Below are 14,199 nucleotides of genomic sequence, written 5' to 3'. Positions count from 1 at the left end.
AGGCGCTCACGCCGAAGTACCGCATCTCCGGTGGGAAGCCGTTGGAAAGGGGCCTGGTCACAGGTACCTCGCTGGCGGCCTACCCAACGCATGCACGACGTGAAGCGGCGAGGACTGGAAACGGAGCGTCAGCCACCGCGCCAGTCCCCGACCCTACTGAATGCCTGGAAGACAGCTCCCGTCAGATGCCGTATGTCTGAGGGCCGCTGCGAGGTGTGTCGAGGGCCTCCAGGTGGGCGAGGAGATCATCGGTCTCCGGGTCGGGCGCGGGACGCGGCAGGCGTGGGGGAAGCGTGGGATGCCGTGTCTCCCCCTGGCACACTGCCCTCAGTCGTACGCAGGGGGAACACATGAGTGAGCGGGATGTCGACGCGCGGGTCGCGGAGCTGACCCAGGGGTTGCGGCGCATGGCCGCGGGACTATTGGAGGCGGCGGCCGAGCATCCGGATGCCGTACGGGCGCGGGAGTTGTCGGCGGCAGCCAGGGTCCTGACGAACAACGTGCTGGCGCGCCTGGACGGGGAAGCCGTCGAGGACTCCCCGTCGCACCGGAGCGAGCCCGAGGTGCAGGACACCGTACCGTCGGCGAAGAGCGCGGTCTCCGAGTCCGGGACGGCGCTCGACGAGCTGGTGGAGCTGTATCTGCCGGACTATGCGCGGCGCCTGGACGACCCGGTGATGACCGACCCGGATCTGCCCTACGAGCGGTGGAACCATCTACACCGGGTCCGTTTCGGGCGCGGCAAGCCCTTCGAGGCCGCGCCGTTGTGGAACGACGCCGTGCCCAGCCGGGGGAAGGCAGTGGTGCGCGGCATAACCTCCAAGGCGGAGGTGCTGCGCCGCCTGCACCACAGCTACGTGATCCAGCGGGACCTGGACAGCCCGGAGGGCGAGATGGCGGTTCAGGTGCTGCAGGGATGCGCGGCGATCCGTCGCTCCCGCGCGATCGACGGCGGCGACTTCGTCGACAAGTCGGATCTGGCGCTGAAGCTGGACGCCCTGCAGTGGCACGCCCTGGTGATCGCCGCTCGTCGGAGCGAGCAAGCCCGTGCCCAAATCCTCACCCAGCTGCGACAGCTGGAGGTGCTGGCCGCCACGGTCCTGGAGCTGGACACGGCGTTCCGGCAGCGCAACAGCAGCCCCTCCCTGGGCGCCCCGATCGCCGGGGCCGCGCACGGGGTGAAGGCGGTGCTCCGGCACTGGCCGCCGAAGGTCGTGTAGGCCGTTACGGAATCGGTAGGGCAGGGACCCGTTGAGATGACGAGCAATCGGCACCGGCTCCAGCGGTCCCCCGTCGGCGCCGGTGCGCCCGGTAACCACCGCGAGTGGGTCCACTGCGGGTATCCCGACCCAGGCCAGGGTGCGCAAGAGCTCGTATTCGCGGGCCGCCGGCCGTTCGGCAAGCTTCGTGACGGCCACCACGTCGGCCCCCGCTCGTGCATAGCGCACGACGTGGCGGGAGATGCCACGCGGCAGCGTCACCAGATGCTTCTCCACCCGCTCCTCGAGCGGTAGGCGCCAGGGCAGTTCGAGAAGGACCGCGGGGTGTTCGCGGTTGGTGGCGCTGAACTGCAAAGCCATCGGTCGCCTCGCTGGTCTGGTGACGGGACCACCGATGTGGCGTAGCAAGTCGCGCGCGCCGTGGCCAAGGGGGGCGGAAGCGTACGCCCCCTTGACCAGGAGCGGTCACTGCACTCCGTGCGGCCGGAACTGGATGCTGATGCGCCCTCCCGCGGCCCGCGAGGTCTTGGGGATGGCGTGCTCCCAGGTCCGCTGGCAGGAACCGCCCATCACGACCAGGTCGCCGTGTCCGAGCGACCGCCGGACGACATCGCCGCCGCGGCACGGGCGCAGCAGCAGGTCGCGGGGCGCTCCCACGGAGAGGATGGCGACCATCGTGTCCTCGCGGGCGCCCCTGCCGATGCGGTCGCCGTGCCAGGCCACGCTGTCGTGCCCGTCGCGGTAGTAACACAGGCCGGCTGTTGTGAAGGGTTCACCGAGCTCGGCAGCGTAGTGCGTGGAGAGTGCCTGCCGCGCCTCGTCGAGGACGGGGTGCGGCAGCGCTTCGCCGACACGGTAGAAGGCGAGCAGGCGCGGGACGTCCACGACCCGCTCGTACATCTGCCGTCGCTCGGCCTTCCAGGGAACGTCCGTGGCCAGCTGTTCGAACAGGGCATCGGCGCCGCTCAGCCAGCCCGGCAGGAGGTCGATCCAGGCGCCGTCGCCGAGCCCCGTTCTGCGGAGACTGTCCAGTGGGCGCAGAAAGGCGTCGTCGCTCTGATCGAATAGGGACCCCTGGAGCTGGTGCGATGCCATACCTGCAGCCTACCCAGAATCGAACACGTGCGCTATTGGTAAGGACCCCGCGCTTCCGCCATCCATGGACGCCTGGGCGTTACGGGCGGGCGCCGCGGTACGGGCCGGCCACCCTGGGGACTGCCCCGGCAGGCACCAGCCACCCCGCGCGCCGGGAATAGCGAATCGATGCGTGGCGTGCCCCCCCCACCGCCCCTTGGTCACACATACCGACACGTAGCGCCTATATCGTCTAAATTGGTGCAAGTGGGGTCGTGGCTGTCTGTGGTCACGCCGGACTTGCGGGACTGCGTCGACACGGCTGCACGTGTATTGAGACAGCGTGACCCGGTCCGGCCGGGCCACGGGGACGGATACCCATGACCGACGGCCATCAGGGTCCAGAAGACAACGGTCCGGACCCCCTCGGAGACTTCCTCTCGCACTTTCTCGGCACCGGACAGGGTGGGGAGCCGCCCGACCCGCGGCGCATCGACTTCAGCCGTATGCTGAGCGGTCCCGCACGCCAGCTCGTCACCGTCGCAGCGTCCTACGCCGCCCGGCACGGGAGTACCGACCTGGACACGGAGCACCTCCTGCGGGCCGCGCTCACCACCGAGCCGACTCGTCGCATGGTCTCGCGAGCGGGCGCCGATCCCGACGCGCTCGCCGCCGAGATCGACCGGCAGGCCGGGGAAGGGCCACGAAGCCACTTCATCGCCGTCACGCCGGCGGTCAAGCGAGCTCTGCTCGACGCCCATGAGATCGCGCGCTCCACCGGAGCCTCCTACATCGGCCCGGAACACGTGCTGGCGGCACTCGCCGCCAACCGCGACTCCACAGCGGGGCAAATGCTCAACGCCGCGCACTTCTCGCCGCCCGCCGGCGCCCGGGAGGGCCACGGGCCCGTGCCCGGCAGCGCCGGCCAGCGTACCGGCCCCGGTGAGCGGAACACCCCCAACCTGGACAAGTTCGGCCGCGACCTCACCGACCTGGCCCGGGAGGGCCGTATTGACCCGGTCATCGGCCGTGACGAGGAGATCGAGCAGACCATTGAGGTCCTCGCCCGCCGAGGCAAGAACAATCCCGTCATGATCGGCGAAGCCGGAGTGGGCAAGACCGCCATTGTCGAGGGACTGGCCCAGCGCATCGCGGACAGCGACGTGCCGGACATCCTGCTCGATCGGCGTGTCGTCCAGCTCGACCTCTCAGGAGTCGTTGCCGGTACCCGCTTCCGTGGGGACTTCGAGGAACGGCTCAACGGCCTCATCGAGGAAATCCGTGCCCACTCGGGCGAGCTGATCGTGTTCATTGACGAACTGCACACCGTCGTCGGGGCGGGCGGCGGCTCCGAGGGCGGCCCGATGGACGCGAGCAATATGCTCAAGCCCGCCCTCGCCCGCGGCGAACTCCATGTCGTGGGGGCCAGCACGCTCGAGGAGTACCGCCGCTACATCGAGAAGGACGCCGCGCTTGCACGACGGTTCCAGCCGGTTCTGGTGCCCGAGCCCAGCCCGGCGGACGCCGTCGAGATCCTGCGCGGTCTGCAGGACCGCTACGAAGCCCATCACCAGGTCCGCTACACCGATGAGGCGCTGCTCGCCGCCGTCGAGCTGTCCGACCGCTACCTCACCGACTTCTATCTGCCCGACAAGGCGATCGACCTCATGGACCAGGCCGGCGCCCGGGTCCGGCTGCGCTCCTCCACCCGCGGCACCGACATCCGCGCCCTGGAACGCGAAGTGGAGCAACTCACACGGGACAAGGACCAGGCCGTCGCCGCCGAGCAGTACGAGCGGGCGACGGAGCTGCGCGACCGGCTGGCCGACCTCGAACAGCAGATCGACCAGGCAAACCACGCGCCGCAGCCGCGCAGCCACGTCGCCGAGGTCACCGTCGAGGACATCGCTGACATCGTCTCCCGCCGTACCGGAATTCCCGTCAGCAGCCTCACCCAGGAGGAGCGGGACCGACTGCTGAACCTGGAGCAACATCTGCACCAGCGCGTCATCGGCCAGGACGAAGCGGTGACCGCCGTCTCCGACGCCGTCCTGCGCTCGCGGGCCGGCCTGGCCGACCCCGGCCGCCCGATCGGGAGCTTCCTCTTCCTCGGTCCCACCGGCGTCGGCAAGACCGAACTCGCCCGCGCGCTCGCGGAGGCACTCTTCGGGAGCGAGGACCGGATGATCCGTCTCGACATGAGCGAGTACCAGGAACGGCACACCGTCAGCCGCCTGGTCGGCGCTCCCCCCGGCTACGTCGGCCACGAGGAGGCAGGACAGTTCACCGAAGCGGTACGCAGGAACCCCTACTCGCTGCTGCTCCTGGACGAGATCGAGAAGGCGCACCCCGACGTCTTCAACATCCTGCTGCAGGTGCTCGACGACGGGCGGCTCACCGACTCCCAGGGCCGCACAATCGATTTCAAGAACACCGTCATCGTCATGACCAGCAACCTCGGTTCACAGGCCATCACCGGGCGCGGCGGCGCAATGGGCTTCGGCGCCGGTTCCGCGGACACCGACGAGCAGGCCCGCCGCGAGCGCGTGCTGCGCCCACTGCGCGAACACTTCCGGCCGGAGTTCCTCAACCGCATCGACGAGATCGTGATCTTCCGCCAACTCGCCGACCAGCAGCTACGGCAGATCACCAATATGCTGCTGGACGACTCCAGGCGCCGGCTCCGCGCCCAGGACGTCACCGTCGAGGTCACCCTGGACGCCGTCGAATGGCTCGCCCAACGCGGCTACCAGCCCGAATACGGCGCCCGCCCGTTGCGCCGTACGGTCCAGCGTGAGGTCGACAACCGGCTCTCCCGCATGCTGCTCGACGGCAGCCTGCAGCCCCACAGCCGCCTCCGGATCGACGTCGCCAACGGCGAGCTGACCATCCACAAAGACGAAGAACCACCGCGCCCCGCGACCTGACCCCGGGCGGCGTCCTGGACAGCTCACCCATACCCGCCGCCTCACGACACGTGCGTCGTCGGTACAGTGCCGCCCCGCGCACACGGCCGCAACGGCCCCGGCGAAGCCGCCGATCGCACCGTCCTTGGGCCGGGCCGATGCCGTGGACTGCGCCACGTGCCGAAAACGAGGTGGTGGCTGCGTTGGTCCCCTACGAGAGCGGATGCTTACGGCCTCCGGCATCGGGTGGCCTCGAGTCGGCTCGGAAATATCGCCGAGACTGGCAGGGAGGGCGACCACCCGGTGGGACTTGCCAGTGCCGGAGTCACCGATGGGGCGGGACGGCGGAGAAGATCGCGAGTGTGCTGAGGAAATCGGCCGAGGTGAACCGGCGTGCTGGGGCGTGGCCGGACATCCGGCCATGTTCCGCACCGGCTCGTCCTGATCGATGATGACGTACCGGGCTGCCGTCCTCGGTACGCCACCGGCTGTCCCAGGAAGGGGTTTCCTATGCGGGAAACGACGCCAGCGCAGTCCCCGTCGGACGACCGCTCCGTCCACAGCTCGAACGAAGAAGCCGATGTGATCGTGGTGGGTGCGGGGCCTGCGGGCTCGTCCGCGGCCTTCCACCTCGCCAAGGCAGGCATCGATGTCCTGCTCCTGGAAAAGGCCCGCTTTCCCCGGGAAAAGGTGTGCGGAGACGGCTTGACCCCGCGAGCGGTGCACCAGCTCATCCGGATGGGCATCGACATCAAGGCTCCGGGGTGGACGCGTTCACGCGGTATGCGATGGGTGGCCGGTGAGCATCAGGTGCACATCGACTGGCCCGCCCTGGGGCGCTACCCGGACTTCGGGCTCTCGCGCAGCCGGCATGACTTCGACAACATCCTGGCCCTCCACGCGGTTGCTGCCGGAGCACGGTTGCGCAACGGGGTGAAGGTGACCCAGCCCGTGACCGACCGCGCGGGCCGCATCATCGGCGTCACCGCCACGGCCGGAGCGAAGGAGCCGGTGGTCTTCCAGGCACCGATCGTCATCGCCGCCGACGGCGCCTCCGCCCGCCTGGCCCTCGCCATGGGCCTGCAGCGGGACAAGAGCAGGCAGATCGCGACAGCCGCCCGCCGCTATTACCGCAGCCCAGAACGGTCTCAAGAGGAGTACCTGGAGTTGTGGGCCGATCTCCGCTTCCCGGGGAGCGATCACTACCTGCCGGGATACGGTTGGATCTTTCCCATGGGAGACGGCCGCGTCAACGTCGGGCTCGGTGCGCTGCCTCACCGGCGGCACGGAATCGCGGACCTGCGGACCACGTTGAACCAGTGGCTGGCCCGTACTCCTCACGCCTGGGGGCTGCACGAGGAGAACGCCGAGGGCCCTGTCCGGAGCGCGGCGCTGCCCCTGGGTTTCAACCGTCACCCCCTCTACACTCGGGGGCTCCTTCTCGTCGGCGACTCCGGAGGCATGATCAGCCCCTGGAACGGGGAGGGCATTGGCCAGGCCATGGAAGCCGGCGAAGTCGCAGCCGAGAGCGCTGCGCTCGCCCTCGCCCTTCCCCCGGGCCCCGGGCGGGAGCGAGTGCTGCACGGCTACCCTGCCGAGATGAACCGCCGCTGGGGGCGCTACTACCGTCTCGGCAACGCGGCCGCCGACGTCGTCTTCAGCCGTGCGGGCTTCCAGCCGATCCTCAATCGGTACGTCATGGGATCGCCGTTTCTGCTCAACGCCCTGGCACGGATGCTCACCAACCTCACGGACAAGCCCTCGCACGACGTGATCGACCATGTACTCAACACCGTCGTCCGTCTGGTCCCGTCGCCGCATGTGCGCAGACACTGAACAGCCCGCCCGCGGTGCCTCTCCCAGCGTGGTCGTCCCGGCCGCACGCCGCCACGCCGGAGGAAAGCAGGTCCATGGAGTCGACGGCGGACCTGAGGGCCGCCGGTCGCCGTCCTCGCTGAGTGCGTCGGTGGGTCCGGGGTTCGGCAGTCCTGTGGGAGGACCAGTGGCAGGCGGTGGCGGCTCTGGTGGAGGAGCTCCGGCGTGCACTGGTGATGGGGACCGCCCCTCGGCTTCTCGGGACGGCAAGGGGCCAGCCCCTTGGTGCACCCTGTGCTGGCGGCCACCCTGTCCGCGACGTGCAAGGCCGACAGGCCGGTAGTCACCCAATCAAGGTTGCGTCAAAGCGGGACGGAACGGAACGCACGAGCGGCCACCTGTGACTACAACTGAGGTGGAGGTGAACCCCATGCTTCCGTACCTCTCCCGGGACCGGGTGGCGCTCGTGGCGGCTGTGGCTCTGCCGCCGGTCGTGTGCGCGGTGCTGGTGCCCTTCCGGACCAGCATGTCCAACACCAACGCGGCTCTGGTGCTCGTCGTGGCCGTGGTGGGCGTGGCGGCGCTGGGCCATCGCCTCGCCGGCGTACTCACCGCGCTGTCCGCGGCCGTGTGGTTCGACTTCTTCCTCACCCGCCCCTACGAACAGTTCGCGATCACCAAGTCCGCCGACATCACCACCGCCGTGCTGCTCCTTGTCGTCGGCGTCGTCGTCTCCCAGCTTGCGGCCCGCGCCCGGGAACTGAAGGTCATCGCCATCACCGACGAGGACTACCTGGCACAGATCCACCACACCGCCCGCCTTGTCGAGACCGCCACCGACCCGCACACCGTGATCGACCACGTGCGTGGGCAGCTGGTGGGACTGCTCGGCCTGAGCGGCTGCCGCTTCGAATACGGCACCCTCATCGGACACCCGCCCAGTCTGAGGGAGGACGGCAGCATCTCCTGGGGCCGCCGGCGCTGGGACGTCGACCGCAACGGACTGCCGGGCGAGGAGCTGGAACTGCGTGTCTTCCACAACGGGCGCTTCTATGGCCGGTACATGCTCCAGGCCGCGCCCGGCGCCGCCCCTCCACTTGCCGCCCGCCTCGTCGCGGTGACCTTGGCCAACCAGGTCGGGACCGCACTCGACACCATCAGTCACGTGCGCGCTTGAGACCCAGGAGCGCCGAGTCTCCCAACCCGGCCAGAGCGTGGTTGAGTTCGACGACGTTGACGCGCTGCTCCCCCAGAAAGCCCAGCACACGTTCCTGGACGTGCTCGGTGACCAGGCTCCTTACCCGGGCGGGGGCGAGGTGACGGGCCTTCGCGACGCGGTCGACCTGCTCGTAGGCATATGCCGGGGAGATCGCCGGGTCGAGACCGGAGCCACTGGTGGTGACGGCGTCCGCGGGGACGGACGCCGGCGGGACGTCGTCGAGTGCGGCGACGGCGGCGCGACGGTCCCGGACAGCCCTGATCAGTTCGGTGCTGTTCGGGCCGAGATTGGAAGCGCCGGAGCTCATGGGGTCGTAGTCACCAGCGGACGGACGGGGCTGGAACCATGCGGGGTCCGGGCGCAGCGCCTCGTTCGGGTCACGGGGGTTCTTCTTCGGCAGGGCGAAGTTCTGGCCGATCAGGCTGGAGGCCACGGGGCTGCCGTTCGTGGTGAGCAGCGAGCCATTGGCCTGGTGGGAGAGGCCGGCCTGAGTAATGCCGGTGACGAGCAAGGGATACGCGAGGCCTGTGATCACGGTGAATACGAGCAGCATCCGCAGAGCCGCCAGATGGTGACGGAGTACGGCGGGAAGGGCGGCGGGCGCCATGAGATCACCTTGTTCTCTCGTCGTTCTCTCGTCGGGCCGTTCGTCAGCGCAGGCCGGGAATGAACTGGATGACAAGGTCGAGCAGTTTGATGCCGACGAACGGCATGACCAGGCCGCCGAGCCCGTACATCCAGATGTTGCGGCTGAGCAGCTGGGAGGCGGAGGATGGCCGGTAGCGCACGCCACGCAGTGCCAGCGGGATCAACGCGATGATGATGAGTGCGTTGAAGACGATCGCGGAGGCGATCGCCGACGTGGGGCTGTGCAGACGCATGATGTTGAGCCGGTCGAGACCCGGGTAGACGCTCGCGAACATCGCGGGGATGATCGCGAAGTACTTCGCGACGTCGTTGGCGATGGAGAAGGTCGTCAACGCACCTCTGGTGATGAGGAGTTGCTTGCCGATCTCAACGATCTCGATGAGCTTCGTCGGGTTGGAGTCGAGGTCGACCATGTTCCCGGCCTCCTTGGCAGCCGACGTGCCGGTGTTCATCGCCACGCCCACGTCGGCCTGGGCGAGGGCCGGGGCGTCGTTCGTGCCGTCGCCGGTCATGGCGACGAGTTTCCCGCCCTCCTGTTCGCGCCGGATCAGGGCCATCTTGTCCTCGGGTGTCGCTTCCGCGAGGAAGTCGTCCACACCGGCTTCCTCAGCGATGGCGCGTGCGGTGAGCGAGTTGTCCCCGGTGATCATGATGGTCCTGATGCCCATGCGCCGCAGTTCGTCGAAGCGTTCACGCATGCCTGCCTTGACGACGTCCTTGAGGTGGATGACGCCCAGCACGCGAGCGGTCTGCGTACCGTCGCCCCGGGAGACCATGCCGACCACCAGCGGGGTTCCGCCGCTCGCGGAGATGCCGTCGACGATTTGGCCGACGTCGGCGGTGGGATGGCCGCCGTTGTCGCGGACCCAGCGCATCACCGCGGTCGCAGCGCCTTTGCGCAGTGCACGGTTCTCTTGTGGATCGTGGAGGTCGACTCCGCTCATCCGGCTCTGCGCGGTGAACGGGACGAATTCGGCCTGGTCCAGTTCGCCCTCGCTGCGCCCGCGCAGCGCGTACTGCTGCTTGGCGAGAACGACGATCGAGCGGCCCTCGGGTGTCTCGTCGGCGATGGAGGACAGCTGGGCGGCGTCCGCAAGTTCGTCGACGCTCACCCCGTGCACAGGCAGGAATTCGGCGGCCTGGCGGTTGCCGAGGGTAATGGTTCCGGTCTTGTCGAGGAGGAGCGTGTTGACGTCGCCTGCGGCCTCCACGGCGTGTCCGGACATCGCCAGCACATTGCGCTGGACGAGCCGGTCCATGCCCGCGATGCCGATCGCGGAGAGCAGCGCGCCGATGGTCGTCGGGATCAGCGCCACGACGAGGGCGACGAGGATGACGATGGTCTGCTCGGCCCCCGCGAAAATGGCGAAGGGCTGCAGGGTCACCACGGCGATCAGGAAGACGATCGTGAGGGATGCCAGAAGGATGTTCAGCGCGATCTCGTTCGGCGTCTTCTGGCGGGCAGCCCCCTCGACCAGGGCGATCATCCGGTCGATGAAGGTCTCCCCCGGCTTCGAGGTGATCTTCACTACGATCCGGTCCGAGAGCACCTTCGTGCCACCCGTGACCGCCGACCGGTCGCCGCCCGACTCGCGGATCACCGGCGCCGACTCGCCTGTGATGGCCGATTCGTCGATGCTCGCGATGCCCTCCACCACATCGCCGTCACCCGGGATCATCTGCCCGGCTTCGACGACCACGTGGTCACCCACCCGCAGGTCGACGCCCCGCACTTCTTCCTCTGCGGCGTCGGTCGCGCCGGCCCGCCAACCGGTGAGGCGCCGAGCCATCAAGGTGGTCTTGGTGCGGCGCAATGTCTCCGCCTGCGCCTTGCCCCGCCCCTCGGCCACGGCTTCGGCCAGGTTGGCGAACACGGCCGTCAGCCACAGCCCTGCGGTGATCACCCACGCGAAGACGCTGGGGGTTCTGATCGCCGACAGTGTGGTCAGAAGCGCCCCGACCTCCACCACGAACATGACCGGGTTGTGGACCATTGAGCGCGGATCCAACTTGCGCAAGGCATCAGGGAAGGACCTCAACAACTGCCGCGGATCCAGCAGCCCGCCCGAGAGCCGGGCCTGCCGAGGGCCGGCACCCGGCGGAGTGGGGCCGGAAGCGGCGGTTGTGGACATCAGCGCAGCCCCTCTGCGAGGGGGCCCAGTGCCAGGGCCGGGAAGTAGGTCAGCCCTACGACGATGAGGATCACGCCGGTGAGCAGGCCGACGAATTGCGGACGGTGGGTGGGCAGAGTGCCCGCGGTGACCGGTACGGGTTGTTGGCCGGCGAGCGATCCTGCGAGAGCGAGGACGAACACCATCGGCAGGAACCGGCCGAGCAGCATGACCACGCCGAGCGTGGTGTTGTACCAGACGGTGTTCGCGCTCAGACCGGCGAACGCCGAGCCGTTGTTGTTCGCCGCGGACGTAAAGGCGTACAGAACCTCGGAGAAGCCGTGTGCCCCAGTGTTGAGCATGGCCGCCCGCTCGCCCGGGAACGCCATGGCCAGGCCCGCTCCTACGAGCACGAGGACGGGTGTGGTCAGGATGTAGAGCGAGGCGAACTTCATCTCCCGGCCGCGGAGCTTCTTGCCCAGGTACTCGGGCGTGCGGCCGACCATCAGCCCGGCGACGAAGACTGCGACGACCGCCAGGATCAGGATTCCGTAGAGGCCGGAGCCGGTACCGCCCGGTGCAATCTCGCCGAGCATCATGTCGAAGATCGTCATTCCGCCGCCGCCCGGCGTGTACGAGTCGTGGGCGGAGTTGACCGCCCCGCACGACGTGAGGGTGGTGGACACCGCGAACAGGGCCGAGGCCCAGATCCCGAACCGTGTCTCCTTGCCCTCCATCATTCCGCCGGCCGCGTGCCCGGCCGTGCTGCTCACGCTGTGGAGCTCATTGGCGGTCGCGACAGCGACGAAGGCAGCCCAGATCGCTCCCATCACGGCGAGGATCGCGTAGCCCTGGCGGTGGTCGCCGACCATCGCACCGAAGGTCCGCGGCAGCGAGAACGAGATCACCAGCATCAAATAGTTCTCGATCAGGTTGGTGAAGGCATTGGGGTTCTCGAAGGGGTGGGCGGAGTTCGCGTTGTAGAAGCCGCCCCCGTTGGTACCCAGTTCCTTGATGGCTTCCTGGGAGGCTACGGGACCGCCGGTCAGGCTCTGGTGGCCGCCCGCGATGGTGGCGATGCCCTGGGCGCCATGGAAATTCTGGATGACGCCGGCGGCCACCAGAACGATCGCGAAGACGAATGCGATCGGCAGCAGGAGGCGCAGGACGATCCGAGTCAGGTCCACCCAGAAATTGCCCACACGATCGGTCTTCTTCCTGGTGAAGCCGCGGATCAGTGCGGCGACGACGGCGATACCCATGGCCGCGGAGGTGAAGTTCTGCACGGCGAGGCCCGCCATCTGGACCAGGTGGCCCAGCGTCGACTCGCCCGAGTACGCCTGCCAGTTGGTGTTGGTGACGAAGGACGCGGCGGTGTTGAACGACAGGCCCGCAGCAGCCGGCTTCGTGCCCAGGGAGAGCAGAAGGTGGTTCTGCAGACGCAGGAACCCGTACAGGAACAGCACCGACACGGCGGCGAAGGCCAGAACACTGCGCAGGTAGACCGGCCAGCCCTGGTCGGCGTCGCCGTTCACTCCACCCACCCGGTAGATCAGGCGTTCCGCCCTCCAGTGGCGATCGGTGGTCAGGACGCGGGCCATGTAGTCACCCAACGGGCGAAACGACAGTGCCAGCGCCACCACCAGGGCGATCGCTTGGAGCCAGCCCGAGAGAGTGTCGTTCATCCGGGCGCGTCCCTAGAACTTCTCGGGAAAGATCAGGCAGACGACCAGGTAATTCACCAGACCGACGGCAACAATCAGGCCGGCGATGTTCTCGACGCTCACAAGCGTTCAACCCCCTTGGCGGCCAGACCGATGAGGACAAACACGACGACTGTAAGGCCGATGTACGCAACGTCCGACATGTGCTATAGACCCCGCAGAGTCATCAGGGGCAGTAGGTCTTGCCTCGCCCGCGTATGGGGTTATGCCCGTTTCTGATGCTATATCAGGCGCTGTCGGGATCGACCTGCCGTGATGCGGGCCGATGGGGTGACGGGCTATTGCGTCAGCGATCCGGGCAGTTGCGGGTCCCTCCGCGGACAGGGCCGCGCGCTGCCGCGCCCCCGCGCTCTTCGACCCCAACGCCTGGAGGAGCGCGACGACCTGAAGGACGTCCTCCCAGCGGGCGGGTTCGGCGGCACCGATCCGACGGAGTCGCGTGAGCAGCTCCGTCTCCGCTGCGATACGGTCTCGTGTCTGGCGAATGAGGTCGTCGACGAGCTCCGCGGGCGCGAAGCCGGGTTCATCGAGCGCGCGCCTGACGTCGCGCAGCGACAGCCCCAAGGACCGCAGGCTCTCGATGTGGAAGATTCGCCGGATGTCGTCGCTGGAGTACTTTCGATAGCCAGAATCGGTACGACCCGTTGCCTTCACCAGGCCGACCGATTCGTAATGCCTGAGCATGCGGGCGCTGACCCCGGACCGTCGCGCGACATCACCGATCAACACTGTCTACCGTCCCTCCTGGCCGAGGGCTGCGATGCGCTTCGCCTCCTCGATCGCGAACTCGAATCCGGCATCCGGGTCGCGCCACAGCCGTTCCGTGGCGATCGCGTGCGCGCGCACGCAAGGGTCGAGATCCGTCGTCGCGCCGCCCAGTGCCGGCAACATCACCGCCCCGAGCGCGATCAGCGCCCGGCTGAGGCTCAGCTGCGTCTCGCGTTCACCGCGCCCGAGCTGTGTCGCCAACTTTACGGCCAACTCGTGCTCCTCACCTTCGGGCACGAGCACGACCGCTGCCCGCCAGGCGCTCCGGGCCACCTCGTCGTCGGCATCGGACAACAGCGCCGGTGTGATCGCCGGCCACGCTTGGCGATCCCCGATCTTGGACAGCGTGTGCAACGCCTGGCTCCGTGCCTGCGCACGCTCCGAGCGGACTTCGTCGAGAAGCATCGGGACCGTCATCGATGCCGCCTGGCGGGTAAGTGCCCATGTCAGCATTTCGCGCACGTAGAACTCGGGTTCGATCGCGCATCGCTCAATGAGCTTGCTCTGAGGGAGTCGGGCCGGGCAAGTCCCGTGCGGCGCAGTCGGCGTGAAGGGCGGCTTCGCTTCCTAATGCTGTTGTCAAGCAGCCGTAGTCACTGGAGGTGCGACTTGATAGCACCGCCGGTCACGGATCAGGGCCCACAGAACGTTGACGCGTCGGCGGGCGAGGGCGAGTACGGCCTGGACGTGCTTCTTCCCCTCCGCACGTTTGCG

9 protein-coding genes and 4 pseudogenes are annotated in these 14,199 nt (G+C 68.3%); 4 read left to right on the top strand and 9 right to left on the bottom strand.

All coding sequences use genetic code 11. From position 1 onward, the window contains the following. The first annotated feature begins 350 nt into the window (after window positions 1–350). Entirely contained in the window at window positions 351–1,220 is an 870-nt protein-coding gene (locus tag ACIBB8_RS21525) for a hypothetical protein (RefSeq protein WP_398954618.1), read from the top strand. On the opposite strand, the pseudogene ACIBB8_RS21520 reads toward ACIBB8_RS21525, so the two are convergent. Further along, window positions 1,182–1,580: pseudogene (locus ACIBB8_RS21520) on the bottom strand (DUF4032 domain-containing protein); the annotation flags it as partial. The gene ACIBB8_RS21525 and the pseudogene ACIBB8_RS21520 sit on opposite strands and share 39 nt — an antisense overlap. Window positions 1,581–1,685: 105 nt before the next feature. Continuing rightward, window positions 1,686–2,315, bottom strand: coding sequence for an alpha-ketoglutarate-dependent dioxygenase AlkB (locus ACIBB8_RS21515; protein WP_398954393.1), 630 nt, complete (start codon window positions 2,313–2,315; stop codon window positions 1,686–1,688). Window positions 2,316–2,674: 359 nt separating this feature from the next. Between ACIBB8_RS21515 and ACIBB8_RS21510 the strand changes: the two genes are divergently transcribed. The 3 genes from ACIBB8_RS21510 to ACIBB8_RS21500 all read left to right on the top strand — a co-directional run bounded on the left by ACIBB8_RS21510 (window position 2,675) and on the right by ACIBB8_RS21500 (window position 8,192). Beyond that, on the top strand, window positions 2,675–5,221 hold the full coding sequence (locus tag ACIBB8_RS21510) for an ATP-dependent Clp protease ATP-binding subunit (RefSeq protein WP_398954391.1): 2,547 nt from the start codon (window positions 2,675–2,677) through the stop codon (window positions 5,219–5,221). Window positions 5,222–5,710: 489 nt separating this feature from the next. Further along, the gene (locus tag ACIBB8_RS21505; RefSeq protein ID WP_398954389.1) at window positions 5,711–7,036 is read left to right on the top strand and encodes a geranylgeranyl reductase family protein; all 1,326 of its coding nucleotides are present in this window, start codon (window positions 5,711–5,713) and stop codon (window positions 7,034–7,036) included. A 409-nt stretch (window positions 7,037–7,445) separates the two neighbouring features. Then, on the top strand, window positions 7,446–8,192 hold the full coding sequence (locus tag ACIBB8_RS21500) for a DUF4118 domain-containing protein (RefSeq protein ID WP_398954387.1): 747 nt from the start codon (window positions 7,446–7,448) through the stop codon (window positions 8,190–8,192). On the opposite strand, the gene kdpC is transcribed toward ACIBB8_RS21500, so the two are convergent. From kdpC to ACIBB8_RS21465, 7 genes and pseudogenes are all read right to left on the bottom strand, one after another. Beyond that, window positions 8,173–8,841, bottom strand: coding sequence for a potassium-transporting ATPase subunit KdpC (gene kdpC, locus ACIBB8_RS21495; protein ID WP_398954385.1), 669 nt, complete (start codon window positions 8,839–8,841; stop codon window positions 8,173–8,175). The genes ACIBB8_RS21500 and kdpC overlap by 20 nt on opposite strands. A gap of 43 nt (window positions 8,842–8,884) precedes the next feature. Beyond that, window positions 8,885–11,014, bottom strand: coding sequence for a potassium-transporting ATPase subunit KdpB (gene kdpB / locus ACIBB8_RS21490; protein ID WP_398954383.1), 2,130 nt, complete (start codon window positions 11,012–11,014; stop codon window positions 8,885–8,887). Then, entirely contained in the window at window positions 11,014–12,678 is a 1,665-nt protein-coding gene (kdpA, locus tag ACIBB8_RS21485; RefSeq protein WP_398954381.1) for a potassium-transporting ATPase subunit KdpA, read from the bottom strand. The genes kdpB and kdpA overlap by 1 nt, the downstream gene beginning before the upstream one ends. Before the next feature lie 12 nt (window positions 12,679–12,690). Next, a complete protein-coding gene (gene kdpF / locus ACIBB8_RS21480) occupies window positions 12,691–12,780 on the bottom strand; it encodes a K(+)-transporting ATPase subunit F (RefSeq protein ID WP_398954379.1) in 90 nt (29 codons plus the stop codon). 246 nt (window positions 12,781–13,026) lie between these two features. Continuing rightward, window positions 13,027–13,446, bottom strand: a pseudogene (locus tag ACIBB8_RS21475) (MerR family transcriptional regulator); the annotation flags it as partial. A gap of 3 nt (window positions 13,447–13,449) precedes the next feature. Then, window positions 13,450–13,986, bottom strand: a pseudogene (locus tag ACIBB8_RS21470) (HEAT repeat domain-containing protein); the annotation flags it as partial. Window positions 13,987–14,064: 78 nt separating this feature from the next. After that, window positions 14,065–14,199, bottom strand: a pseudogene (locus ACIBB8_RS21465) (IS110 family transposase); the annotation flags it as partial.

Origin of the sequence: Streptomyces sp. NPDC051286, from assembly GCF_044455345.1 — a bacterium.
Classification (GTDB): domain Bacteria; phylum Actinomycetota; class Actinomycetes; order Streptomycetales; family Streptomycetaceae; genus Streptomyces.
Note: the sequence above shows the minus strand (reverse complement) of the source record. Positions and strands in the feature narration are given on the sequence as shown.